General features: G+C 67.0%; 25 protein-coding genes. 18 read left to right on the forward strand and 7 right to left on the reverse strand.

Annotated elements, in window-relative coordinates:
• Window positions 1-180: 180 nt before the first annotated feature.
• From AC1DYS_RS21045 to AC1DYS_RS21065, 5 genes are all read right to left on the reverse strand, one after another.
• A complete protein-coding gene (locus tag AC1DYS_RS21045; RefSeq protein ID WP_477902756.1) occupies window positions 181-540 on the reverse strand; it encodes a hypothetical protein in 360 nt (119 codons plus the stop codon).
• Window positions 541-673: 133 nt separating this feature from the next.
• Window positions 674-1,045, reverse strand: coding sequence for a hypothetical protein (locus AC1DYS_RS21050; protein ID WP_477902758.1), 372 nt, complete (start codon window positions 1,043-1,045; stop codon window positions 674-676).
• Complete coding sequence (locus AC1DYS_RS21055) at window positions 1,042-1,443, reverse strand: roadblock/LC7 domain-containing protein (RefSeq protein WP_477902760.1); 402 nt, start codon at window positions 1,441-1,443, stop codon at window positions 1,042-1,044. The genes AC1DYS_RS21050 and AC1DYS_RS21055 overlap by 4 nt, the downstream gene beginning before the upstream one ends.
• Entirely contained in the window at window positions 1,440-1,973 is a 534-nt protein-coding gene (locus tag AC1DYS_RS21060; protein WP_477902762.1) for a GTP-binding protein, read from the reverse strand. The genes AC1DYS_RS21055 and AC1DYS_RS21060 overlap by 4 nt, the downstream gene beginning before the upstream one ends.
• The gene (locus AC1DYS_RS21065) at window positions 1,964-2,662 is read right to left on the reverse strand and encodes a hypothetical protein (protein ID WP_477902764.1); all 699 of its coding nucleotides are present in this window, start codon (window positions 2,660-2,662) and stop codon (window positions 1,964-1,966) included. The genes AC1DYS_RS21060 and AC1DYS_RS21065 overlap by 10 nt, the downstream gene beginning before the upstream one ends.
• Before the next feature lie 452 nt (window positions 2,663-3,114).
• Between AC1DYS_RS21065 and AC1DYS_RS21070 the strand changes: the two genes are divergently transcribed.
• The 4 genes from AC1DYS_RS21070 (at window position 3,115) to AC1DYS_RS21085 (ending at window position 5,905) form a co-directional block, all read left to right on the forward strand.
• The gene (locus AC1DYS_RS21070) at window positions 3,115-4,632 is read left to right on the forward strand and encodes a hypothetical protein (RefSeq protein WP_477902766.1); all 1,518 of its coding nucleotides are present in this window, start codon (window positions 3,115-3,117) and stop codon (window positions 4,630-4,632) included.
• A gap of 49 nt (window positions 4,633-4,681) precedes the next feature.
• Window positions 4,682-4,996: a hypothetical protein gene (locus tag AC1DYS_RS21075; protein WP_477902768.1), complete on the forward strand. Its 315-nt coding sequence runs from the start codon at window positions 4,682-4,684 to the stop codon at window positions 4,994-4,996.
• Window positions 4,997-5,150: 154 nt separating this feature from the next.
• Window positions 5,151-5,579 carry an SRPBCC domain-containing protein gene (locus AC1DYS_RS21080; protein ID WP_477903285.1) on the forward strand — a complete coding sequence of 143 codons (429 nt, stop codon included), beginning with the start codon at window positions 5,151-5,153 and terminating at the stop codon, window positions 5,577-5,579.
• 47 nt (window positions 5,580-5,626) lie between these two features.
• Window positions 5,627-5,905 carry a hypothetical protein gene (locus AC1DYS_RS21085; RefSeq protein ID WP_477902770.1) on the forward strand — a complete coding sequence of 93 codons (279 nt, stop codon included), beginning with the start codon at window positions 5,627-5,629 and terminating at the stop codon, window positions 5,903-5,905.
• Between the two features lie 78 nt (window positions 5,906-5,983).
• Here the strand turns inward: AC1DYS_RS21085 and AC1DYS_RS21090 are convergent, their stop codons facing one another.
• Window positions 5,984-6,640 carry a TetR/AcrR family transcriptional regulator gene (locus tag AC1DYS_RS21090; RefSeq protein WP_477902772.1) on the reverse strand — a complete coding sequence of 219 codons (657 nt, stop codon included), beginning with the start codon at window positions 6,638-6,640 and terminating at the stop codon, window positions 5,984-5,986.
• Window positions 6,641-6,718: 78 nt separating this feature from the next.
• Here AC1DYS_RS21090 and AC1DYS_RS21095 point away from each other — a divergent pair, with 78 nt between their 5' ends.
• The 7 genes from AC1DYS_RS21095 to AC1DYS_RS21125 all read left to right on the forward strand — a co-directional run bounded on the left by AC1DYS_RS21095 (window position 6,719) and on the right by AC1DYS_RS21125 (window position 15,420).
• Window positions 6,719-8,194 (forward strand): efflux transporter outer membrane subunit, encoded by a 1,476-nt coding sequence (locus AC1DYS_RS21095; protein WP_477902774.1) that lies wholly within the window; start codon window positions 6,719-6,721, stop codon window positions 8,192-8,194.
• Between the two features lie 17 nt (window positions 8,195-8,211).
• The gene (locus AC1DYS_RS21100) at window positions 8,212-9,348 is read left to right on the forward strand and encodes an efflux RND transporter periplasmic adaptor subunit (RefSeq protein WP_477902776.1); all 1,137 of its coding nucleotides are present in this window, start codon (window positions 8,212-8,214) and stop codon (window positions 9,346-9,348) included.
• Window positions 9,345-12,440 (forward strand): efflux RND transporter permease subunit, encoded by a 3,096-nt coding sequence (locus tag AC1DYS_RS21105; RefSeq protein ID WP_477902777.1) that lies wholly within the window; start codon window positions 9,345-9,347, stop codon window positions 12,438-12,440. The genes AC1DYS_RS21100 and AC1DYS_RS21105 overlap by 4 nt, the downstream gene beginning before the upstream one ends.
• Before the next feature lie 35 nt (window positions 12,441-12,475).
• Entirely contained in the window at window positions 12,476-12,937 is a 462-nt protein-coding gene (locus AC1DYS_RS21110) for a hypothetical protein (RefSeq protein ID WP_477902779.1), read from the forward strand.
• A gap of 8 nt (window positions 12,938-12,945) precedes the next feature.
• A complete protein-coding gene (locus tag AC1DYS_RS21115; RefSeq protein WP_477902781.1) occupies window positions 12,946-13,347 on the forward strand; it encodes a DUF4148 domain-containing protein in 402 nt (133 codons plus the stop codon).
• Window positions 13,348-13,357: 10 nt separating this feature from the next.
• Window positions 13,358-14,683, forward strand: a complete 1,326-nt coding sequence (locus AC1DYS_RS21120; protein ID WP_477902783.1) for an outer membrane protein transport protein — start codon at window positions 13,358-13,360, stop codon at window positions 14,681-14,683.
• Window positions 14,684-14,883: 200 nt separating this feature from the next.
• The gene (locus tag AC1DYS_RS21125; protein WP_477902785.1) at window positions 14,884-15,420 is read left to right on the forward strand and encodes a superoxide dismutase family protein; all 537 of its coding nucleotides are present in this window, start codon (window positions 14,884-14,886) and stop codon (window positions 15,418-15,420) included.
• On the opposite strand, the gene AC1DYS_RS21130 is transcribed toward AC1DYS_RS21125, so the two are convergent.
• On the reverse strand, window positions 15,354-16,100 hold the full coding sequence (locus AC1DYS_RS21130) for a response regulator (RefSeq protein WP_477902787.1): 747 nt from the start codon (window positions 16,098-16,100) through the stop codon (window positions 15,354-15,356). The genes AC1DYS_RS21125 and AC1DYS_RS21130 overlap by 67 nt on opposite strands.
• Window positions 16,101-16,413: 313 nt before the next feature.
• Between AC1DYS_RS21130 and AC1DYS_RS21135 the strand changes: the two genes are divergently transcribed.
• The 7 genes from AC1DYS_RS21135 (at window position 16,414) to AC1DYS_RS21165 (ending at window position 24,912) form a co-directional block, all read left to right on the forward strand.
• Window positions 16,414-16,842: a hypothetical protein gene (locus AC1DYS_RS21135; protein WP_477902789.1), complete on the forward strand. Its 429-nt coding sequence runs from the start codon at window positions 16,414-16,416 to the stop codon at window positions 16,840-16,842.
• An 84-nt stretch (window positions 16,843-16,926) separates the two neighbouring features.
• Complete coding sequence (gene xopF / locus AC1DYS_RS21140; RefSeq protein ID WP_477902791.1) at window positions 16,927-18,912, forward strand: XopF/Hpa4 family type III secretion system effector; 1,986 nt, start codon at window positions 16,927-16,929, stop codon at window positions 18,910-18,912.
• Between the two features lie 174 nt (window positions 18,913-19,086).
• On the forward strand, window positions 19,087-20,394 hold the full coding sequence (locus tag AC1DYS_RS21145; protein ID WP_477902793.1) for a lysine N(6)-hydroxylase/L-ornithine N(5)-oxygenase family protein: 1,308 nt from the start codon (window positions 19,087-19,089) through the stop codon (window positions 20,392-20,394).
• 109 nt (window positions 20,395-20,503) lie between these two features.
• On the forward strand, window positions 20,504-21,718 hold the full coding sequence (locus tag AC1DYS_RS21150; protein ID WP_477902795.1) for an MFS transporter: 1,215 nt from the start codon (window positions 20,504-20,506) through the stop codon (window positions 21,716-21,718).
• Complete coding sequence (locus AC1DYS_RS21155; protein ID WP_477902797.1) at window positions 21,708-22,325, forward strand: GNAT family N-acetyltransferase; 618 nt, start codon at window positions 21,708-21,710, stop codon at window positions 22,323-22,325. The genes AC1DYS_RS21150 and AC1DYS_RS21155 overlap by 11 nt, the downstream gene beginning before the upstream one ends.
• On the forward strand, window positions 22,322-24,166 hold the full coding sequence (locus tag AC1DYS_RS21160; protein WP_477902798.1) for an IucA/IucC family protein: 1,845 nt from the start codon (window positions 22,322-22,324) through the stop codon (window positions 24,164-24,166). Before AC1DYS_RS21155 ends, AC1DYS_RS21160 begins: the two co-directional genes overlap by 4 nt.
• Before the next feature lie 8 nt (window positions 24,167-24,174).
• Window positions 24,175-24,912 (forward strand): siderophore ferric iron reductase, encoded by a 738-nt coding sequence (locus tag AC1DYS_RS21165; RefSeq protein WP_477902800.1) that lies wholly within the window; start codon window positions 24,175-24,177, stop codon window positions 24,910-24,912.
• The last annotated feature ends 5 nt before the right edge of the window (window positions 24,913-24,917 follow it).

A 24,917-nucleotide genomic window follows, 5' to 3' on the forward strand; every position in this document is an offset into this window, starting at 1 on the left:
TTGCTGTTCAGAAAGGTTCTTGGCCTCTGTCGATTCGCATGGACTTCGCCGTCGCGGCGATACGCTGTGCGATCACGGCGAGAGCACGCTCGGAGCGGGGCGAAGTCGTTCCTCCGAGACGGCCCGTGAGCCTGCGGGAAGGCGACGCACATGCGGTCGCCGCCCGCTGAGCTCCGGGGATCAGATCGTCAGTTCGCGCTCGACGTCTTGCGCCTTGCGACGAGCCAGCGCCAGGTTCGACTTGCTCTTGTCCAGCACGAAGTAGACGAACACGCCTTCCTTGCGCGAGACCGGGCGAATGATGTGGTACTGCTTGCCCAGCGTGATCAGGATGTCGTCGATCACGTCGTTCAGGCCGAGCTGGCGCATGGTCTTGAGCTTGGAGCGCACGACTTCGGTGTTGCCGGCTGCGGCCACTTCAAGGTCGACGCCCGAACCCGAGGAGCCGAGCATCATGCCGCTTGCAGAGTCGACCACAGCTGCGCACATCGCGCCGTCCACGGTCAGCAGGTCGTCCAGGGCTTGTCTGATGGTTGCCATCTTGATTCCAATCGTTGGTTGAGGTGGGTTCGTCATGAACCCGGAGTGGAGATCGTTTCAGCGTCGCTCACGAGGTGAGCGCAACGCCATGCCCGATCTCCGGACTGGCATGTCTGTTGGGGCGAACGAAGCCCTAGCCTGAGCGGTGCAGCAGGTCTCCCAGCTCGCGCGCCATGCGCTGCAAGGCGATCCAGTCGACACCGCGGTGCTCGCCGTGGGCGACGAACAGCACGTTCGGGTCGGTGCAGCACGGGAACACGGCGAGCACGCCGCCGGTGTGGTACATCACTGCCGCACCGAGCGTGCCGAGGCCCGCAAAGTGAAGCTTCTGGCGGTCGTGAAGTCGCCAGTAATCCACGGCCGCCTCCCACACATGCGTGGCCTCCGCTGCGCCGCCGCGACTGGCCCACACCAGCCCGGTTTGTGCGTCGACGAGCGCACAGCCGACGATGCCGGGGTGGGCTGCCATGCGGTCGAGTTCGGCATCGATCTGGGGCAGGTTCATGCCGCGTTCATCAGCTGTTCGGCCTGTGCCAGATGGCTCAGCACGAAACCCAGCGTCACCGACTTGTCGGTGAGAACGACCGCGACGAGCGCCTGCTGCTGCACCTGCATGCAGCGCACCACGAGCCGCCCATCAGACGACTCGATGACCAGATAGCGGGGTGTGCCGATGCCGGTCTCGCGGCTGGCAGCGTCGCCGAGCGCGGACACGGAGCTGACCATCGCGGCCAAGCGCGCTGGGTCGATCGTCTGGTGGCCGGCATGCGCGAGGTCGAAGCCATCGGCGGTGGCGATCACGACGGCGCGGGCGCCATCGACCTCGGCGAACAGAGCCTGAGCGGTCTGTCGAGCCGGGTGGAGCAGGGTGGAAGTGGGCGTGGACAAGGTCATTCCGTTCATGTGCGCATCTCGGCCTGGATGAGCACGGTGTCGACAAGCATCAGCACGTCTTCGCGCCGACGCACGTCCACCGGCAGAACCGGGAATGCCAGGCCGCGTTCGGCCAACAGACTGCTGAACTGGTCGACCGTCGGCAGCGCGCATTCGCCCGTGCGGCCGATGCCGACGGCGCAGTTGATCGTCGGGAGCAGGTCGGCGTAGGCGTCGAGATAGGTTGCAAAGTCGTCCAGCGGATCGGGCCGCGTGTTGTCGATCAGGATCACGAGGCCGAGTGCGTCGGTGGCAATGATTCGCCACATGAAGTCGAAGCGCAGTTGCCCCGGCGTGCCGAACAGCCGCACGCACTGGCCGTTGCCGAGGTCGGCCTGGCCGAAGTCCAGGCCCACAGTGGTGAGCTCCTTGCTGAGCCCGACGTCGGTGTTGCGCACGTCGGTGACCACCGGTGGCGTGTCGCTCAACATGGCGATGGCGGTGGTCTTGCCGGCTCCGGGCGGCCCGCTGAAAACGATCTTGTGCTGGGTCATCGCCATGTCAACCCCAGGCCGTGACGGATGGTGGCGAAGTGGTGGGCGTCGAACTCCTGATGATTGGCCCGAGGCTCGGCGCGCGCTGTGATGGTGGTCGCTACAGCGTCAGCCGCCGCGATGTCGAGCGTGCCGGTCGTGGCGAGCAGAGCGAGAAACTCAGCGCACTGCGGCTTGCCCACGTGGCTCAGGCGTGCCAACTCATCCAGGCCGACGAGCCGCGTCAACAGAAAGCTCGCCAGGCGCTGGCGGTCACGGTCTCCTTGCAAGAGGTCGGCCGAGGGCCAGCGGAGCAGTCGGAACCTCGCGTCTGGCGGGAACGCACGCGGAACGGCACGCAGAGCGGGTGTGCTGGCGATGCGGTTCTCCATCGCAGACAGCGCATCCAAGAGGGCTTCGTACTGCAGCGGGCGCGCCAGTGCTTCGACGGCGTCGTGCTGCCCCGTACCGGCATCGGCCAGGCACACGGTGGCCGCGGCGGGGCCCGCCGTGCCGTGCACATCGCCGCGCACATCGCTCCCACGCATCAGCACTTCGAACTCGCCGTCGAACACGACTGTCCACTCGCATTGCAAACGCTCGCCACCGATTCTCAGGAAGGCGTTCACCTTCGCAAGGTCGTTGTCATTCAGGTTCTGCAGGTGCAGCCGGAGTTCGCGCTTTACCTGTGGCGCCGTGGCAGCCTCGCGGTTCATGACAGATGGGTCCGCCCGAGGTGGATCGCGCCGGGGCGCTGAAGAAAGCGGAAGCATGGGAGCGTTTCTCAAGAATCTGTGCGAGTGGCTCAGTCGGATTCCCTGCGCAAGCACACGTTGGAGTGAACAGGCTGCGTCGGAAAGCGAGAGGCGATGCTAGGTGCCCACGCTCCAGAAGGCATGACGGTTCGATGATCGATTGCTCACCACGGCGATCAATCCCGACGACCGTGATGCGTGTCACAGCCGAGGCTTTGGCATCTGAACCGCCGCTGACTGTCCAGTGACCTCGCAGGCCGCAGCACTGCGCAAAGCTTCGTTTCGCCATGCGCTGCTTCGTGGGCGCGAGGCAAGGCCAGGGGCGGCCCTTCAGCATTGACACGCGAGCCCAGGTCCGTGAAGTCTGTGGCCGCGTCGAGGCGCTGCGCCATGTGCGCGATCAAGGAAAACCAATGTCGATTTCGAACCGTTTCTCGCCACGCCTGTCCACTGCAGAGACGACCCAGACTGGCAGCGCTGCCAACATCGGGCCGAGCCCCAGCGCCCTTCCTGCTGCGAAGGCCCGGGGTGGACGGTCCTCGTTTGCCGAGAAGCTCGGTGGCTTTCATGCAGGCGCGCTCAGTGCAGGGTTGCGGCTGTTCTCCGACCCCTCGGTGAAGAACGCCATGGCTTTCGTGAAGTCGGCCGTCACGGGTCTTTCAGGCACGGTGGCGAGTGCGTACAACGCGTTCAGCGGCGGCGCAAGCCAAGCCGCGCCTCGGCCCGGAGGCCAGGTGCCTCAACAAGCCGTCACCATCGATTCTTCGGCGTTTGACAAATGGGTGTCGGACAACAAGTTCGATGGCGCCAAGCCGACACCCGCGAAGACCGCAGACGACGCGGCCTTGCGCACACGCGTGTCGTTGCCGCCCACGCAGCCTGGCTTGGCGTCGGCCAAGCTTCCCCCGCTGATCGACATCGGAGCACCAGCGCTGCCAGCACCCCAGCAACCGGCGCCGGCCGCAGCGCAAGGGCGGCCGACATCCACCGCTCCGCAGCCCGAACCGCAGGTGCCGCCGCGCACCATCGCTCAAGATCCCGGCTTTTCTGCCGCGTTCGACAAGTGGGTGCAAGACAACGGCTTCGAAAGTGCCAAGCCGACACCTGCCAAGCCCGCAACCGGGCACACGGCACACACGCCGGTGACACAGGCGACCACGCGGCCGACGGCGCCGCTCGCGCCGCTGGTGGACATCGAAACTCCCGTCTCGCCACCACCCCAGCAACCCGCAAAGGCAGCTCAGCCACCCGCAGCAGCCGCGCCGCCCACCGCGCAGAAACCGTCGATTCCCCACTCGGTTCGGACACGGCCCGCCAACCCACCCGCCCCGCAGGAGCGGCCGACCCCTGCTTCGGTTCAGACTCAGCCAGCGAACGCGCCAGCCCCGCAAGAGCGACCGATTCCCCATTCGGTTCGGACTCGGCCTGCCAACCCGCCCGCGCCGGAGAAACGGCCTGCGCCTGTCTCGGTTCAGGCTCGGCCAGCGCAACCGGCGCCTACCACTGCTCAGCGCCCGCAAGAGCCAACATCCCCTCCCGGCAGCCCCACAGCGTCGTTGCTGAACCGCAAGCAGGAACTGAACTCGTCGCAATCGGAGCTTCTCGGGCTGATGTCACAGCTTGGCGATATCAAGCCGTCCAAGGAGAAACCGTCGAATCACATTGAACCCGCGTCCACCAAGCCGGCGCCGGTCGAGCCGCAGGGCGAGGTTTACACCGACCGTGCGGCATACGGGAAGGCGCTCGACAAGTGGGAGCGCGACAACCATTTCGACTACGACAACCCGATGCCCTCGGGACACGTCAGCGAGCCCAGGCCGGTGTTCGCGTCATCGAGTCCTCGGACCGATGGCCCGGCGGCAGGCCCGTTGACGCGTGGTCAGGCTGAGATCGCTGCGCACCAGGAAGCCATGGACAACGGCTACCGGTGAAATAAATCCACGCCACAGTGACGGGCTCCGCGCCCCATGAGGATCGACGATGAATTCGGATGAACAGAACCACGAAACGGCGCTTCGGTCTTTCGTCAACAACGAGCTCGAGAAGATGGTGTCCCATGTGGCCACCATGCTCGCCGCCGACGCACCTGCTCACATGCCGAGCGCGAACGGTGGCTTGGCAGATTTGGCCGGTGCAGCCGATGCGCGCCGTGAGGCCGTACGCCTGCGGCGCGAACTGGCCATGGAGCTCGTGGTCGGTGCGCTGTTGAACGAGCACAACCCCGACTGGGACCCACGTGACCCGTCCACCTGCCGCGCAGCTGCGGACAGCGAGGTGCTGCAGTTGTTGAAGTGACCCGGGCCGCTCGTCAACCCTTGCCAATCCCCGGCTGAGGGCAGGGCGGAGAAGCTAGTTTTTCGTTGCTGCGCGTAGAGTGAGAACGAACACGCCTTGAACGCACTTCGAAGAGGTGAGGCACGCCATGAAAGACCACCTTGCTCAGGCCAGCATGCTCATTCGTCGTCCTCCCGCTGAGGTGTTCGACGCCTTCGTCAACCCTGAGACGATCACGAAGTACTGGTTGGAAAGCACGACCGGGCCTCTCGAGAAAGGGGCTCAGGTCAGGTGGCACTTCATGGTGCCGGGAGCCACCGAAACTGTCACCGTCACGGCGTTCGAAAGCCCGAAGCGCATCGCCTTTGACTGGTCCGACGGCAACAGCGTGAACCTGCTCTTCGAAGCACGCGGTGACGCTGCCACGCGTCTCGCCATCGAAGCTTCAGGGCTGCAGGACGAGAGCGAGGCTGTGAACGCAACCGAGGGCTTCAGCATTGTTCTCTGCGACCTCAAGACGCTGCTCGAAAGCGGACGCTCCGCGGATCTCGTCAGAGACAAGGCCGAACTGATTGCCGCGTCGCAAGCGGGTCAGTCGAACTGAGTCACGTCGGCTAAGTCTGGCAAGAGAATACTTCCGGAGTTCCAAGAATGGACGACGATCTGGACACCTTGTCCCGCGAGCAGCTGGTGGCCGAAGTGCACAAGCTTCGGCAAGCCATACGCCAACACAGGGACTCGACGGGCCACGACTTGTGTTGGCACCACCCGGACCTGTGGTCGGTTCTGCCGGAACGGGTGGAGCCCACACTGCTGGTCCCGGAGTGGCCTCAGTTTCTACGAGGCTGTGTCCGGTATCGGCAGTCGCTTGACGAGCAGGCGCCGCGCGCGCCCCGGTCAGACAAAGAGTTCGGCGAAGGCGACGCTTGACGCAAGCCTTGCCAGCGGTGTTCTAGATCGAACGTATCGGGCCGAGGCGGCCAGGCGACAGCGCCGATCGCCGCCGCGTCACGCACCTACTGCGTAGGCCGCCATGAACACCCTGACCGCCTCGCGCAACAGCGCCCGGTTCTCGCGCGCATCCGGCATCTCGAGCATGAGCAGCCCGCGGATGTGGCCATCGCCCAGGAACATCGACAGGAACAGATCCGCCGCCTGCCGCGGGTGCTTCACCTTCAGCGTGCCGGCCGCGTCCGCGCGGCGCAGGTAGGCGGCCAGGTCGCCGATCAGCCGGTCGGCTCCCTGCCGATAGAAGGCCTGGCACGCCTCGGGGTGGACCCCGGCGGCACCGTAGAGCGAGCGGAACTGTGCGAGCGCCTCGTCCTCGCGCGCCAGCGTCAGGAACTGCTCGCCGATCGCCAGCAACGCCTTCTGGGGCTGCGTCGCGTCCAGTGCTTCGGCGCCGGCGACACCGCCGACCACGCGCTCGGTGCGGTCGCGTACCTCTGCCTCGAAGAGCCCTTCCTTGGAGCCGAAGTGGCTGTAGATGGTCATCTTCGAGACACCGGCGTCGGCGGCGATCGCGTCCACGCTGGCCCGCTCCAGGCCGTGCGCATAGAAGTGCCTGCGCGCCGCATCCAGGATGCGGCGGTTGCGCTCGGGATCTCGCGGCCTGCCGCGGCGTGGTGTCGGTGCGACGTCGTTCTCGGTGTCGTTTTTGGGCATCTTATTTAATGTACTTGAATGTCCATTATAGTTCGCTTAGACTTACTGGACTCAATCGTCCAGTATATGAATCACACCATGACGCCCCCTCTGCATCGCAGCCTCTTCGACCCAAGCGCTTGGGCAATCCGACCCGTCGCGTTGGCGTCGCTGGTGCTCTTGTCGGCCTGCTCGGTAGCGCCCGTGCAGCCCCCATCGCCATCGGTGCCGCTGACCACCGCCTTCGCGCACGGCGTGCCTGCGGCCGGTGCCGGCCAGGCTCTCGACGGTGCCTGGTGGGCCGGCTATGGCGACCCGGTACTCACAGCGTTGATCGACGAGGCCCTGGCCGCCAACCAGGACGTGGCCATCGCCCTGCAACGCGTGGCCCAGGCCCGCGCGGGCCGCGATGCGCAGGGCTCTCGCCTGTGGCCCACGGTGGGCTTGCAGGGGTCGGCCTCGCGCAGCGAAAGCGGCCTGCCCGATCCGGTCAAGCAGGGGCAGCCTGACACGCGCGCGCTTCGTGTTGGTGTCGACGTGGCATGGGAGATCGACCTGGCCGGCGGCGTGCGCGCCGCACGCGATGCGGCGCAGGCCGATGCCGCGGCTGCCACCGCCGGTGTGGACGGCGCGCGCTTGCTGGTGGCCAGCGAAGTGGCGCGGCAGTACTTCGTGCTGCGCAGCGCTGAAGAGCAGCTGCGCATCGTGCTGGCACTGGCTGCGGCCCAGCGCGAGACGGCCGCCCGCGTGGGCAGCCGCCAGCGCGAAGGCGAGGCCAGTGCCTTCGACCTCGACCGCGCAGGCGCCGAAGCGGAAGCGCTCGACGCGCAGGTGCCTCCACTGCGGATGCTGGCCGGCGTCTCGCAGACGCGGCTGGCCGTGCTGCTGGGCCGCAACCCGTCGGCACGTGTCGTCGACGATGGCGCGGCGTTCGTTTGGCCCGCCGCGCGCGACATCGGCACCGGCCAGCCCAGCGACCTGCTGCGACGTCGCCCCGACCTGATCGCCGCGGAGGCGCGCGTTGCGGCCGAGACGCTGCGTGGCGCCGAGGCGCGCGCGCAGTGGTGGCCCAAACTGTTCCTGAGTGCTCTGTTCGGCCGCGAGGACCTGCGGCTGAATGCGCTCGATCTCGCGCCGGTGCATTTCTCGAATGTCGCGCTGGCGTTTGCCGCGCCGATCTTCAATGCCGGTCGCATCGACGCCGGCATCCGCGTGCAGTCGGCGCGGGCCGATGAGGCGCTGCTGGCCTGGCAGAAGGCGGTGCTGGTGGCCGTGCAAGAAGTGGAGAGCAGCCTGCTCGTGCGCACCGAAGAGGCCGAGCGCGCCGCCGCGCTGAGCCGCACCGTCGACCACCGTCGCCGCTCGTTGCAACGTGCCCAGTCGCTGCAGCGCGAAGGCCAGATCGACCTGCTGGTGTTGCTGGACGTGCAGCGCTCGGTGCTGGCCAGCGAACTCGCCCTGTCGGACAGCCGCCTTCAACAGGTGCTGGCCGACGTCCAACTCTACAAGGCACTCGGCGGCGGCTTTGCGCTGACCGGTGCTGTCACGACTTCTCTTGCAAGGACGCCCCAATGAACAAGATACCTCCGTCAATGACTCTCACCGTCATTGCAGCAGCCAGTGTGCTGTTGGCTGCCTGCAGTGAGCCGAGCGCCCCCGCCGCCATCGCCAAGCCTGTCTTCGTGACCACGGTGACGCAAACGGCGTCTGCGCAAACGCGCACCTTCACCTCCGTGGTTCGAGCCCGTGTCGAGACGGACCTCGGTTTTCGCGCCGGCGGCAAAGTGGTCGACCGATTGATCGAGGTCGGTGACGTCGTGAAGGCCGGCCAGCCGCTCGCTCGCCTCGACCCGGCCGACTATCAATTGGCCGCGCGGGCGGCTGCCGATCAGGTGCAGGCTGCCTCGGTGGATGCGCAACAGGCCGCATCCGATGAGGCCCGCATGCGCCGCCTGCTTGCCGACGGTTCGGTGGGCGCTGCCGACCATGAGCGCCAGAAGGCGCGTGCCGACGCAGCTGCAGCGCGCCTGGACCAGGCCCGCCGCCAGCTCGATCTGGCTCGCAATCGCGAAGGCTATTCCACGCTGGTCGCACCCTATGCCGGTGTGGTGACGGCGCTGCACTTCGAGCGCGGTCAGGTGGTCACCGAAGGCCAGCCCGTGCTGTCGCTGGCCCGTGACGGCGAGCGCGAGATCGTTGCTGACCTGCCCGAGGAATGGGTAGGCCGTGCGCGCACGCTCACTGCCGTGGCCACGCCCTGGCACGGCGCGGCGCAAGACGCGAAGGCACCGCTGCGGCTGGTGCTCCGCGAACTGTCGCCGCTGGCCAGCGCGCAGGGCCGGACCTTCCGCGTGCGTTACGCCGCGGCCCCCGAATCGCGCGCGCAGGTCGCGGCGCTGCCACTGGGCAGCACCATGCAGCTGAACCTGTCCGACGCGAGCTCGGGCGCGGCAACAGTCGCGCTGCCGGTCACGGCGCTGGTGAAGGCCAGCGGCTCCGCAGGCGTCTGGGTGCTGGACGCCAAGGGCTCCGGCCTCGCGTTCCAGCCGGTGCAGGTGGTCGGCATGGACGACGCGTCGGTGCGCGTCACCGGCCTGGCCGCCGGCAGCCGGGTGGTCAGCGTCGGTGCCCAGAAGCTCGATGCAGGCATCAAGGTGCGGGCTGTCGAACGTGCGCCCGAAGCCGCACCGGCCCCCGTCGCCAAGACCAGCTCACAGGGGCAGTCATGAAACGCTTCAATCTCTCGGAATGGGCCGTCACGCACCAGCCGATGGTGCTGTTCCTGATCATCGCAACGCTCATCGTCGGCGTTATGTCCTTCAGCCGGCTGGGCCGTCTGGAGGACCCCAACTTCGACGTGCCGCAGATGACGGCCATCGTCGTGTGGCCTGGTGCCACCGCGCAGGACGTGCAGGACCAGGTGCTCAACCGCATCGAGCGTCGGCTGCAGGAGCTCGATCACTTCGAATACGTGCGCAGCTTCTCGCGCCAAGGCTACGGCGGCATCACGCTGTGGATGAAGGGCGGCAGCACCAAGGCCGAGCTCGACAACGCCTGGTACCAGGTGCGCAAGAAGATCGGCGACGTGCGCCAGGAGTTCCCCGAAGGCGTGCGCGGGCCCTTCTTCAACGACGAGTACAACGACCGCTACAGCGTGCTCTACGCGTTGAGCGCGCCCGAGCTGTCGATGGCCGAACTGCTATCGGTCACCGAAGACGTGAAGCGGCGCATCCAGGGCGTGGCCGGTGTCGGCAAGGTCGATGTGCTGGGCAAGCAGGCCGAGCGCGTGTACGTGGAGCTGTCCACCCGGCGGCTGGCCGCGCTCGGCATTCCGGCGACGGCGGTGTTCGAGGCGCTGTCGCGCCAGAACCTGGTGGCCCCGGCCGGTTCAGCCGATGCCGCGCATGACCGCGTGCAGGTGCGCGTCGACGGCGGGCTGCGCAGCGCCGCCGATGTTTCCAACGTGACGCTGGAAGTGGGAGGCCGGTTGTTGCGGCTGGCCGACATCGCCATCGTGCGCACCGGCTATGAAGACCCGCCCAGCATGACGATCCGCCACAACGGCGTGCCGGTGCTGGCCATTGGCGTCACGATGCAGGCGAACGGAAACGTGCTCGACTTCGGGCACGCGCTGGAACAGCGACTGGCACAGGTGCGGCAGGAGCTGCCGGCGGGCGTCGAGATCCAGCAGTACGCCGACCAGCCTCGCGTGGTGGAAGAGTCGGTCTGGGAGTTCGAGCGCTCGTTCCTGGAGGCGCTGGCCATCGTGCTGGCGGTGTCCTTCCTGTTCCTGGGCTGGCGCACCGGCATCGTGGTGGCCGCATCCGTGCCGCTGGTGCTCGGGCTGGTGGCGGCCGTCATGTACGCGGCCGGCTGGGCGCTGGACCGCATCTCGTTGGGCGCGCTGATCATCGCGCTGGGCCTGCTGGTGGACGACGCCATCATCGCCGTGGAGATGATGGTGGTGAAGCTAGAGGAGGGCTGGGACCGGCTGCATGCGGCCACCTACGCCTACACGTCCACGGCGTTCCCGATGCTGACTGGCACGCTCGTCACCGCCGCCGGCTTCATGCCGGTGGGGTTCGCCAAGTCGATTGCGGGCCAGTACGCCGGCGGCATCTTCTGGGTCGTCGGGGTGGCGCTGATTCTGTCGTGGCTGGTGGCCGTGATCTTCACGCCGTACCTTGGCGTGCTGCTGTTGCCCAAGAAACTCGCGGCCGGCACACACCACGACGTCTACGACCGGCCCGTCTACCACCGGCTGCGTGCCGTCATCGACTGGGCGGTGCAACGCCGGGCCTGGGTGCTTGGCGCCACGGTGCTGATCTTCGCCATCGCCGGAGCCGGCATGCTGACGGTGCAGCAGCAGTTCTTCCCCACCGCATCGCGGCCGGAACTGCTGGTGGACCTGCGGCTTCGCGAGGGCGCGTCTTTCGCCGCAACCGAGCGCCAGGTGAAGCTGCTCGAAGCGCAGCTGGTGAAGGACCCCGACATCGAGTTCTTCACCGCCTACACCGGCGCCGGCACGCCGCGCTTCTATCTGTCGATCCAGCCGGAGCTTCCGAATCCGGGTTTCGCGCAGTTCGTCATCAAGACGGCGGGCATCGAACAGCGCGAACGCGTGCGCACACGGCTGATGGAGCTCTTCGCCAAAGACGAGGCCTTGCCCGACGTCACGGCGCGCGTCACGCGCCTGGAGTTCGGCCCGCCGGTGGGCTTCCCGGTGCAGTTCCGCGTCATCGGCCCCGACAAGACGCAAGTGCGAGAGATCGCCTACCGGGTGCGCGACGCGGTGCGCCAGAGCACGCTGGTACGCGACACGCAACTCGACTGGAACGAGCAGGTCCGCTCGATGCAGGTCCACGTCGACCAGGACAAGGCACGGCTGCTGGGCCTGTCATCGGCCGACATCCAGGGCCTGGTGCAGACCACGCTCGATGGTGCGCCCGTGACGCAGATCCGCCGCGGCGAAGAGCTCATCGACGTGGTCGTGCGAGCGACACCCGAAGAGCGCAAGAGCATCGGCCAACTCGGCGACCTGCAAGTGTTCACGCGCAGCGGCGTGACGGTTCCGCTGTCGCAGCTGGCCCGCGTGGAGCCAAGCTTCGAAGAGCCGGTGCTGTGGCGGCGCAACCGCGACATGGTGCTCACCGTGCGCAGCGACGTCGTCGACGGCGTGCAGGGCCCTTACGCCACGGCGCAGATCCGGCCGTCGTTGCAACCCATCGTCGACAGCCTGCCCACGGGTTACCGCATCGAAGACGGCGGCGCCATCGAAGAGAGCGACAAGGCCAACACCGCGCTGTTCGCGGTGTTCCCGGCGATGTTCGCGGTGATGTTGACGCTGCTGATGATCCAGCTGCAGAGCTTCTCGAGGCTGTTCATGGTGTTCATGACGGCGCCGCTGGCGCTGATCGGCGTGGTGCCGGCGCTGCTGCTGTTCCAGGCGCCGTTCGGATTCGTCGCGCTGCTGGGCGTGATCGCCCTGAGCGGCATGATCATGCGCAACTCGATCATCCTGGTCGACCAGATCGACCAGGACATCGCGCGCGGCGTGGCGCCGTGGACCGCCATCGTCGACGCCACGGTGCGGCGCTCGCGGCCCGTGGTGTTGACGGCAGCCGCCGCGGTGCTGGCCATGATCCCGCTGACGCACAGCGTCTTCTGGGGACCGATGGCCATCTCGATCATGGGCGGGCTCGTCGTCGCCACGGCGCTCACGCTCGTCTTCGTGCCCGCGCTGTATGCCGCCTGGTTCCGCGTCCGGCGTGACAGCCCGGCCCACGCACCGGCCGGCGCGCCGCTCGCCGCGGCTGCATGAACACCACTCGCTTCCCACGCAAAAGGAAACACGAAATGAACACACGGAACGCGGGACTTCCATCTGCTGTTCGGAAGCTGAAGAGCTTTCGCTTCGCGCAGATTCCCCGCATGTCGCAACTCGCACTGCATGCCGCTCTGTTGCTTGCAGCGGCCACAGCGCAAGCGCAAAGCTTCGTCGATGCCAAGTACCGATGCGCGGTGCTTGGGGACACCAGCCAGTGCGAGCACGCGCCCGACCTGCCTCCCGTTCGCGTGGAGAAGCGACCGGAGCTGGGGCCACGCGCGCTTTATCTGAAGCATCTCGGCGCCGGCACCCACGAGGCGATTGCTCAAGCCCGCCTGCTCGGCGAGGCGCCGTCGTGCCGGGTGGTTCGCATCACCACGCGACAGCTGAGCAGTGCCGAAAAGCTCGATCGGCTCAACGGACGAAACAGCATCTCGGCAGAGGCCGTTGAAACCCTCTCGCTGAGCGCCGCACCCGGCGAAACGTGTTGAGTCACGACATGACGAACAAGAACAGTCGATCACTGTGCATGGTCGACATCGATCGCACCCCCACTCATCAACTTCAAGGAATCAAGATGAAAGCTCTGAACATTGCTCTGCTGATCGCTTCCGGCCTCACCGCAGGTTCTGCGATGGCACAACCCATCGTGGTATCGGTACCACCTGCCGTAGCTGCGACGCCCCAGCCACTCAGCCGCGCCGAGGTGATGGCGGACCTGCACATCTGGCGTCTCTCGGGCATGCAGGCCGCCAGGTACTTCAGTGATTACCACGACGAGCGGAACCCTCAATACCAGGCCGCCCTGGCTCGTTACCAGGCCATGCGGTCATCGCCGGATTTCGCCGCGCTGGTGGAGAAGCTACGCGCTGATCCGTCCGCACCTGTGGTTGGACGTTGAGGCGACACGCATGAACTCCACCCAGTTGCAACAGAAGACGCTGCTCGCCGTCGCAGCCAGCCTCGCCTGCGTCGGCACCGCCCACGCCGCCGCCTTCCAGCTCAAGGAGCAAAGTGCCGCAGGCCAGGGCCGTGCCTTCGCCGGCTCCATCAGCCAAGGTGGAGACGCCACCGTCATCGCGAACAACCCGGCCGCCATGACGCTGCTGAACGGGCGGTTGATCCAGGCCGACGTCGCCGTCATTGACTACTCCGTCAAGTTCGACGGCACAGGCAACGACGCGCTGGGCCGCCCGCTGTCCGGAGGCAATGGCGGCAATGCCGGCGACACCGCCGCGGTGCCCTCGCTGTACTTCCACACCCCTGTGACGGATCGAGTTCATCTGGGCTTGTCCGTCACGGCGCCGTTCGGCTTCAAGACCGAATACGACGACGGCTGGGTCGGCCGTTACCAGGGCGTGAGAACAGAGCTGAAAGCCATCGATGCCGGCGTAGCGGGGTCGTACAAGGTGAACGAGGCCCTGTCGCTCGGTGCTTCGGTGTTCGCCGAGCGCATGGAGGTGAAGCTGCGCGACGCGGTTGACTTCGGTGCGCTGCTTGCCGCCTCCAGCGTGCCCGGCTTCTCGCCGACCAGTGCAGACGGATACATCAACATCGACGGTCACAACACCGCGGTCGGCTACACGCTTGGCGCGCTGCTGCGTCCGGTCGAGGGGACGACGATCGGGTTGGCGTACCGCTCCGAAGTCAAGCACAAGCCGAAGAACGCCCAGGTCGACTTCTCGATACCCGCTGCTGCCAACGCCGTGTTGTCTGCGGCCAGGCCCAACACTTTCGTGAGCACGACCGCGAGCACCGAGCTGACGATGCCGTCGTCGTGGACGCTCAGCGTCAGCCAGCAACTCGACGACCAGTGGACCGTGATGGCGGACTACTCGCGCACGCAATGGGAAAAGTTCGGCAGCGTGGTGCTCGACTTCGCATCCAACCTGCCCGACGAGACGCTGCACTTCGGCTACCGGAACACATCGTTCTACTCGGTCGGCACGGAGTACCGGGCCAATGACAGCTGGACCTTCCGTGGCGGCCTCGCCTATGACCAGACCCCCGTGACCGATGCGGTGCGAGACGTCCGCGTGCCGGATGTCAGCCGAAAGTGGCTGTCCCTCGGGGCGACGTGGCAGGCGAGCAAGCTGCTGGCCTACAGCGTGGGCTACACGCACTTGTTCATCAAGGACACCAGCGTCAGCCTCACTTCATCCAGCGGCAGTACGCTGCAAGGCTCGTACAAGCTGCGCAGCGACATCGTCGCCGTTTCTGCCCGGTACAGCTTCTGATCGAGAGGGTTCGTTGGAACCCCGTCAGAGCTCCGTCATGTCCTCGAGACGTCGTGGCTGGAGAATGCAGGGCGGCGAGGGGCGTTGACAAGGTGGAAGCACCTTCGAGCCGCCGCGGCTGCATGGAGGGTGTGTCTTCGTTAAGCGCACCCTTTTGCCGGTCTCAGATTCACCTACTACGACAGAAGAACACCATGATCATGACGGCTCCAAGATTCACGATTCCCCTCCTGCTGGCCGCAATGGCGCTGGCCGGTTGCATGAGCTCCGGCGGCACGGCTTCGAAGGCCATGCCCACTGCCACAGCGCAGCTCAAGGCCACGCAAGGCAACGCGGCCAACGGCACGGTGCGGTTTACGCAGGACGGTTCGCACGTCAACGTGCGCGTTCAACTCAGCGGCCTGACGCCGAACCAGGAACACGGCTTCCATGTGCACGAGAAGGGCGATTGCTCGGCTCCCGATGGCATGAGCGCCGGCGGCCACTTCAACCCGAGCGGCCACCCGCACGGCCCGCAAAACGCAGCGCACCACGGCGGCGACATGCCAGCGCTGAAGGCCGACGCTGCCGGCAATGCGCAGGCGAGCTTCCAGATGGACGGCGTCAGCATCGGCACCGGTGTCGACGGCCTGCTCGGCAAGGGCGTGATCGTGCATGCCAAGCCCGATGACTACACGACGCAACCCACCGGCAACTCGGGCGCGCGCATCGCCTGCGGGGTGATCGTCGCGTCCTGATCCAGCGTCGCCGCGCGGCAAGGCCGCGGTGTCTCCGCGCGAACGTGGGTCGGGATGGCCTGCGTGAACCACTTCAGGAACACCGGGTACTGCTCGCGCGGGCACATGCGCTGAGCGACGGTGCGCGCGATGTCTTCTGCGCTTGCGGATGCGCGGCCGTCGAGTTTGTGCTCTGCAGCGAGGGCCTTCTCGATGGCGGACAAAGAGTCCGGGTTCAATTGGCCCAGGGACAGCAGGTTCGAGATAACGATGCGGCGCGCCTCCTGCATCGTCTTGTCGAGCGGTGCGCCACCGAGACGCGCGCCACGGCAGGAGTGATTCGTCCAGCCGGACAGGCAGGCCGCAATGGATGCACGGCTCCGCGGCACGACGGCGAAGGCACCGCTGGATCGAGCCCACATGGCCTGCGTCGGGTTCACTGCATCTGACAGCAGGAAGACCAGAACGTTCGGGTCTTCGGCCCGCATGCGCCGCGCCAGTTGCAAACCCGTGGTGCCGCACGCCAGCGGCCCGAAGTCCGCGAGAACGTGCGTGTGCCGCTGCTGGCGCCACAGGGCCAGGGCACCAGCGGCCGAGCTCGTCACATCGGCCCAGTCCTTGTCGCTTGCCGTTGGCCTGCGGGCTGCCAACAGCGCCTTGATGGGGCCGCCATTGGTGGGTTCACCTGCGTGCTGCGTCATGTGGGTCCTTGAACACCGGGCAGTGTCAACTGCCGACTCGTGATGCGATGTTGATGGCGGTGAAGCCAGGCCGCCTCCACGGCCCGAAGCTGCGCCGGAGATTGCGAAGGCACGCAGCACCACGCCATTCATCAATGCGCGGCTTGTGCGCAGCGCGGCACTTCGCGTGCCCGGCGATTGCTGCGTGCGGCCCTACATCGCCCGCTGCGGGCGTCCTTAGGCTTGCCTCTATCCGAAAAGGAGTCATTGAATGAACCAAGTCCCCGTCGCAGCTGGGCGAGCCGATGCGGCCGCCGCCCTCGCTGCGCCACTGATGACGTCGGCCCAGACCGACTTTCTTTCGCAGCTTGCCGTGCATCTCGGCATGCTCCCGTCCGATGGCGCGTCGCTGGCTGCGCCGCGTTTTTTCACCGGGCCGGCCGGCCTGGCGTGCCGGCTCCACCTGTTGCTCGGCGAGCCGGCCGTGCGCCCCGAGGCATTGCTGCCGATGTCTGCACAGGAGCTGGCTGGCCCGGAAGTGCATCGCCTGCTGTCGCTTCAGTCGCTGGTGCTCAGCGAGCTGGGCTGGTATCTCGGCACGTCGGGCGAGGGACTGCTGCAGCTCAGCTCCCTGGCCTGGATCGACGACCCACTCGATGCGGCGACAGCCCTCGATCTTGCCAACGGGGTCGGCATCGCAGTGCTGCATGCACTGATGAGCGACGAAGCCATGACGCCGTCCGCAGACCGAATCGCTCATTGATCACAGAGAGGCCTGAAGATCATGGTGTTGCCCGTCTCAAACCCGTCGCTAGTCGTGCGGCCATCGGCACCGGAAGAGTCGTCGATGGTGTCTTCAGAGACGGCGGGGCCGTCGCACGAGTTACAGACCTTGCCGGACATGCCGCGGCGGCAGGTCCACTCTCAGTCGGCGCGTGGCTTCGATGAGTCGAGCATCCGGCGAGGCGCCGGGCCCACCTTGTCCGCGACGACCTCGTCGGCGCGTTTCGCCGGCGACGTCGAGACCTTGTTGCCTCCGGCGAAGCTGTTCGGCCGATCGGACCGATTCGACCTCAGTCCGAACCGCATTGCGTCACCCGACGTCGAGCTGAACATCGCGCCCGCGGAAACGCCTCTCGAGCGCATCTCGGATGCCCTCGACGCCTTCGAATTCCATGCGCCCGAGGGCGAAGCACGGACCGCTCAGATGGCGATGCAGGTGGAATACATCCCCTGGGCTGCGAAGGTGCTGGAGTCGCGCGAGAAGGCTTTCGGCGCTGGCGGGTATGCGCTCAACCGCAACCGCAGCATCGCGTTCGGCGAGGCCGCGCTGCCGGCGCTGTACGACGGCGTGCGGCAGTTCATCTCGTCGATGTCGCGCTCGCCCTTGCGCAATGCGGTGGCCACGCTCGTCGGGCCTCGCTCCGCGGGCACCGATGCCAGCGGCCAGAGGCTCAATGCGGGTGAACTCAACAACAACTACGACCCGTCGCTGGCGGGCGGTGTGGCGGGCGCGTGCACGGCCTACGCCGTCGACACGGCGCTGCTGTCGGCGATGGACCGGCGCGCCCGGCTGGCCAACTTCCCGGAGTTCAAGCCGGTGGACCTGAAGGCCCTGGTGCCGGACCCGGCACCGGTGCAACTGCGCATGGTGCAGGGGCGCAAGGAATTCTGGCGCCCGCTGCACGATGAGTCCGGCGCGCTGCAGGCGGATGCGCCGGGCGGGCAGGGTACGCCCAGCATGGCGGCCCTCAAGGACAAGACCGAGACGCGGCGCAAGCTGCTCACCGATGTGCAGGAGATGCTCGAAGCCAAGCAGTGGGGCCTGCTCGCCCAGCCCATGCTGGCCGGTGGAGCCAACGTGCTGCGGCGCGCCATCCTGTCGAAGGAGGCGCTGCTCCGGCCTCTGCCAGTGCTCGGCCATTCGATGTGGGCCTCCGGCCTGGGCGGAGCCAGCGCCAAGCTGGGCCTGGGCCTGGCCAAGTCGGCGGCCTGGGCCGATGTGGACAACCTCGTCGGCGGCAAGCAACGTGTCAACCTCTTCGCGACCCGGGTGGCCGACTCGAACGTGCGTCCTGCGGGGCTCGCCGACTATCGCGGCCTGCCGGGCCATGCCTGGCAGGTGACGAAAGAGACGGTCTCGCTGACCGCGCATTTCGCCCTCGGACCTTGGCGCAGCAGCGGCTCGCGCATTCCGTCGCGCGAGGCGGTGCAGGCGCGTATCGGCGATCTGGCGCGGACCGTGGTGTCGAACGTGTTTGCCAGCGTGCTGTCGACAGCCACCGGGCCGCTGGTGGCTCAGCTTCTTCGCAACGGCGCAGCGGCTCCGCTGCCCGGTGAATCGCCGCAATCAGGCGCTTACCTGCTGCAGCAGGCAGCCCAGAGCGCCACCAACGACTTCGTTTGGCAGGCATCGAGGGAAGCCCTGCGAGGCGGTGCGTACAACCTGGGTGCCTCGCTCGATCGCTGGCGCGACAACAGGCAGGCGCAATCGCTGCGAGCGGCGCATGCCGCGCAGAACGAGCTGCCCGCGTTGGCGGCCAGCCTGCAAGGTGCAGCCGATACGTTGCCGGGTGGCGACGCGCCAAGAGTCCAAGCGGCGCTCGCCGAGATACAAAGCATCGGTCTTGACCAGAACATCCGTGTCGATGTGCTGCAGCGCGCGCTGGCCGTGCTGAAGGATCAGCCTGCGCTGGCTTCGGCAGACCCACAGGGTCATGCCAGTCTGGTGGAGCGTGCGCAAACAGTGATTCACAGCATGGCGCAGCGCGACGAGTCGAAGCGATGGCGCGACCCCTTGGGGACGCAAGCGCAGGCCGATCGCACCCGCTGAAGGAAGCGCCGCAGAAGAAAGTGCGCGACGAGCGTCTCGCTCATCCCGACGTGTCATTCGCTTGCAGCCCATCACCCTTTTTGCGGGTGGGCCATCGCTGAACAGGGGCTTGCCTGATCCGTCTTCTCTCCTGAGCACACGCAACGCGCGTGCCGCAACGGGAGAGAAGAATCGATGCACGTCTACGACTTCGTCGCGGTCGGCTTGGGTCCGTTCAACCTGAGCCTGGCCTGCCTGATGGCGCCGCTGAAAGAACACGGCGGCCTGTTCCTCGAGCGCGGCAGCCAGTTCGCGTGGCACCCCGGCATGCTGATGGACCGCTGCACGCTGCAGAACCCTTTCCTGGCCGACCTGGTGACACTGGCCGATCCGACCAGCCGCTTCAGCTACCTCAACTACTGCAAGCAGCAAGGCCGCATCTACTCGTGCTACGTGCGCGAGAACTTCTATCTCACGCGCAACGAATACAACCGCTATTGCCAATGGGCCGCGGCACAGCTCGACAGCGTGCGCTTTCAGCATGAGGTGACGGCCATCGCGCACGATGCGGAGCACGGGCTGTACTTCGTGTCGGGTCGCGACTTGCGCACCGGCCGGCCCTTCGAGCACGCTGCGCGCCGGCTGGTGCTCGGCGTCGGCGCCTCGCCGCGGCTGCCATCGTGCTGTGCTGAAGGCGAGGGCCCCTATCTGCACAGCGCCGACTACCTGCATCACAAGGACGAACTGCAACGCAGGCGCTCCATCACCGTCGTCGGCAGCGGCCAAAGCGCTGCGGAGATCTACCGCGACCTGCTGCAAGACATCGACCAGCATGGCTACAGCCTGAACTGGGTGACGCGCTCGTCGCGCTTCTTCCAGATGGAGAACGCCAAGCTCGTGCTGGAGCTGATCTCGCCCGACTATGCCGATCACTTCCACGGCCTGCCCGAGCTGGCCAAGGAGCGCGTCGTGCGCGAACAGAAGAGCGTCTACAACGGCATCAACGGCGAACTCATCAACACGCTTTATGAGTTGCTCGACGAGCGCCGCGACGAGCTTCGCGGCCGCACGCGGCTGCTGCCCAACATGGAGTTGCGTGCATGCCGCCGCAGCGGCGGGGGCCACGAGCTGGAGTTCGTGCACACCGAGCAGGGGAGCCGCTACCGTCACCAGGCCGACGGCCTCGTGTTCGCCACTGGCTATGCGCCGCGGGTGCCGGGCTTCGTGGAAGGCATCCACCACCGCATCGCCTGGGACGACGCGGGCCGCTACCACCAGCAGCGCAACTATGCCGTCGACGTGGAGGGCCGCGAGATCTTCGTGCAAAACGCCGGCTGCCACAGCCATGGCGTGACCAACCCCGATCTCGGCCTGGCCTGCCATCGCAACGCCTGCATCATCCGTGCGCTGACCGGTGTCGAGTACTACCCGATCGAGACGCAGACCACGCTGCAGGACTTTGCGCCGCGTGCGGACGGTGCTTTCGTGGAGGTGATGGCGTGAGAGATCGGTTGATCGCATCATGGCGGGCCGTGCGCCGGGCCGCTCCCAAGCCGGCCCGTGTCTCCTTGGGGGACCGCACGACGTACTCGTCGGGCGAGGGGTGGTCATCGTGAGCGGCCTGCGCCCGGCCATCGTCGCGATGTCCGCATTCGCGGTGGTAAGCGACGCCATCCTGATCGCCTTCTACCCACACTTTTTCGAGCGGCGCTACGGCGTGACGAGTGCGTTCCACGTCGGCGCGTACATCGCGGCGATCTCGATCGCGGTGATGTGCACGCTGCCGCTGTGGGCGCGCGTGGCGCGTCGCGTGGAGACCATGCACCTGCTGCTCTTCACGCAGGCTGCGGCAGGCGTGCTGTGCCTGCTGAGCTGGTTTGCCGACAGCGTGTTCGTCTACTGGGTGCTGTCGATGCTGATGTTCATGTGCAAGAGCAGCTACCTGCTCATGTATCCCTACCTGATGCGCATGCAGACGCCCGACACGCACGCCCACACGATCGGCCTGCTGTCGGTGGTGGTGCACCTCGGCGGCATCTTCGGCGCGGTGGTGGGCGGCTTCGTGCTGCAGCGCTTCGGCCCCGCGGCGTGCCTCGGCTTGATGGCCGCCGGCGACTTTGCACAGATGGCCGTGTGCGCATGGCTCATCCGCAGCGGACGCGTGGTGCGCGTGGTGGCAGCCGACGCCGCCGCACCGGCACCGGCGCGCGCGCCGGGCGCCCTGCGGCGCATCCTGCAGCTGTGCGGGCTGGTGATGCTGATCGACTTCAGCGCCTACCTGGTCCGCCCGTTCTTCTCGCGCTACTGGGAGCAGGTGTCGGGTTCGAGCGAGCAGCTGGTAAGCGGCGCGGTGTTCGCGATTCCCGGCGCGGTCGCGCTGGTGGCGCTGTTCGTGAACCAGCATGCGCGCGGTCGCAGCGGCCGGCTGCACGATCACGTGCTGGCCAACCTGCTGCTGGGCACCGCGGGGCTGATGCTGCRGGCCGTGCCGGCCGAATGGTCGATCCTGGCTGGCCGCGTGCTCTACGGCTGGTCGCTGTTCCAGCTGATCGTGAAGTTCGAGGTGCTGCTGTTCCGCTTCAGCACACCGCCTTCTTATGCACGCGACTTCAGCGTCTTCAACTTCTTCCAGAACCTGGGCGTGCTGCTGTCATCGTTCGCGGCCGGCGCGCTGGTGGAGCGCCATGGCATCGCGCTCACCTTTGCCATCGCCGCCGTCGGCCTGGCCGTCGTCGCCGTGCTCGACCGGCTGCTGCTCGGACTGGACCGGCTCACATCCACGGCGCCCGCCCGCGCCATCCCCCTGGAGGCCACCCATGCCGGTTGACTTCACCGCCTGCGACCTCGAGCGCCGGCCCTTCTCGAGCGAGGGGCTGTGCATCCGCGCACTCGATCTCGATGCCGACATTACGGTGATGCACCGCTGGTTCGCGATGGACTACGCGAGCTTCTGGGGCATGCAGCACAAGGCTCAGCGCGAGGTGCACGCGGTTTATGCAGCGCTCGTGAACAGCGGCCACGCGATGGCCTACACCGGCGTGTGGCATGGGCAGCCGGCCTTTCTGCTGGAGTGCTACGACCCCGCGCACGACCCGCTCGGGCGGCACTACCCGGTGCGCCCCGGTGACGTGGGCATGCATTTCTTCGTCGGCCCGCCGACAGTGCCGTCGCGTGGCTTCACGCGTTGCGTGTTCCGCGCGCTGATGCGATTCATCTTCGAGCGGCTGCATGCGCGCCGCGTGGTGGTGGAGCCCGACGCACGCAACGACAAGGTGCACGTGCTCAACCGCGAGATGGGTTTTGCCTATGCGGGCCAGGTGCAACTGGCCGAGAAACTCGCCGCCCTCGCGTTCTGCACGCGCGAGAGCTTTTATCAGACCCAAGCAAGTCGGATCCAAGCAGATCAGACCCACCGAGAGGAAATTGCCGAATGAAGCTCACAGACCCCACCGTCGCCGCCTCGCACCTGGACCCGCAGGTGTGGGCCAAGGTGAACCGCCTGCTCGTGCGCAAGGCGATTGCCGAGTTCTCGCACGAGTTGCTGCTCGTGCCGCAGGCCGTGGGCGCCGCACTGCGCCCCGGCTGGCAACGCTATTCGCTCACCGCGGGGCAGGGCGCGGAGTACCGCTTCGACGCGCAGACCATGTCGCTCCGCCATTGGCGCATCGACGCGGCATCGATCGGCCGCTTCGTGGACGACACCGCGCATGAGCTGGACGCGCTCACCTTCGTGATCGACTTCAAGGAGGTGCTCGGCATCCGCCCCGAGCTCTTGCCGGTGTACCTGGACGAAATCAGCAGCACGCTCTACGGCGCGGCCTTCAAGCACCACAAGGAGAACCCGGGCAGCGACGCGCTGGCCGATGCGGACTTCCAGACCTTCGAGCACGCGATGATGGAAGGCCACCCCGGCTTCGTCGCGAACAACGGCCGCCTGGGTTTCGACGCCGAGGACTACCGCGCCTACGCGCCCGAGGCCGGCACCACCTTCCGCATCGTCTGGCTCGCCGTGCGGCGCAGCTGCGCCACCTTCGCAAGCCTCTCCACGCTGAGCTATGACGCGCTGATCGCGCAGGAGATCGGCACCGCGGCGCGCACGCGCTTCGCCGCCGAACTGCAGCGCCTGGGGCTGGGCGAGGCGGATTACCTCTTCATGCCCACGCATCCGTGGCAATGGTTCAACAAGTTGTCGATCGCGTTCGCCAGCCACGTCGCGCAGCGCGACATCGTGTGCCTCGGCTACAGCGAAGACCACTATCAGGCGCAGCAGTCGATCCGCACCTACTTCAACGTCGGCCACCAGAAGCGCCATTACGTGAAGACCTCGCTGGCGATTTTGAACATGGGCTTCATGCGCGGCCTGTCGCCGTACTACATGTCGGGCACGCCGGCCATCAACGAGTGGATCAACGCGCTCGTCGAGGGCGACGGTTATCTGCGCGAGCGGGGCTTCTCGATCCTGCGCGAGGTGGCGTCCATCGGCTTTCGCAACCGCTACTACGAGGCGGCCATCGCCACCGACAGCCCGTACAAGAAGATGCTCTCTTGCCTGTGGCGAGAAAGCCCGCTGGCCCGCGTGCAGCAGGGCGAGCGGCTGATGACCATGGCCGCGCTGCTGCACGTGGACCGCGATGGCCAGGCGCTCCTGCCGGTGCTGGTGAAGCGCTCGGGCCTGGGTGCGGAGGAATGGCTGCGCCGCTACCTGCGCGCCTACCTGTCGCCGCTGCTGCACTGCTTCTACGCACACGACCTGGTGTTCATGCCGCACGGCGAGAACCTCATCCTCGTGTTGGACCAACACGTGCCGGTGCGCGCCATCATGAAGGACATCGCCGAGGAGTCGGCCATCCTCGACAAGAACGCGCAGCTGCCCGAGAACATCAAGCGCCTTGCGGTCGACGTGCCCGCCGACTACAAGCTGCTGGCCATCTTCATCGACGTGTTCGATGGGTTCTTCCGCTTCCTGAGCCAGACCCTGGTGGACAGCGACACCTGCGACGAAACCACGTTCTGGCGACTGGTGGCCGAGTGCGTGACCGACTACCAGGACACACACCCGCAGTACCGCGCCAAGTTCGAGGCGCACGACATGTTCGCCCCGGAGTTCTTGCACTCGTGCCTGAACCGGCTGCAGCTGGCCAACAACCAGCAGATGGTGAACATCGCAGACCCGGCATCGAGCCTGAAGATGGCCGGCCACCTGACCAACCCGATCGCGGCGTTTCGCCCAGCGCAAAGCGCAGCGCGGGCGCGTGCCGTCGCCCCGGTCGTGTGAGCGAGGCATTGCGCGCGCTGGTGGCCGAGGCCGCGCGCGTGGTGCCGGGTCTGGACGGCCGTGTCGCGACCAGCGACGCGGCTGCGCCATGGCATGCCGGCACTGGGCTTTCAGCCGTGCAGCACTTCTGGGCGTCCCGCTACCCCGAGGCCGGGCCACACTACGCGGCGCTGCGCGGCTGGGGGCTGCTGGTCTGGCAGCCGATCTACGTGGCGGTGATTGCCGCGCATCTGGGCGACGCGCAGCCGGACCTCGATTGCTTGTCGCTCGTCGTGGACGACGGTGAGGTCAGCGGCTATCGGATCGGCACGCACGAGCCGCTGCGCAGCGATGAGGCCGGGCGAATGCGCTTCGGCGCGATGCAGATCGCCGCGGGCATCGAACGGTTGCTGCCGGCGTGGCAGGCGCACGCGCAGCTGCATGCCAAGGCGGCGCGGCGCACCTGCGCGGACTGCGCTCTCGCCGCCGTGCTCGCGGTGCGGCGGCAGCGGCAGTGGTCGTCGGCACACACGCGCGAGATGGGCGCGCAATGGCTGGCCGCGCTGGGTCTGCCTGGCGAGAGCGGCTTTCTCGCGTACCGCGCGGCGTCGGGCACCGAGGCGATGGCTCTGGAGCACAAGGTCTGCTGCCTGCACTTTCGCCGCCGCGATGCCGAGCGTTGCAACACCTGCCCGAAGCGGCCGCTGGCCGAACGAATCGAACGATTGAAGGATGCGGCGAGGGATGAGGTGAAGAGCGAGAGCTGACCCGA

The sequence above is a fragment of the Rhizobacter sp. P2_G4 genome (assembly GCF_056403575.1).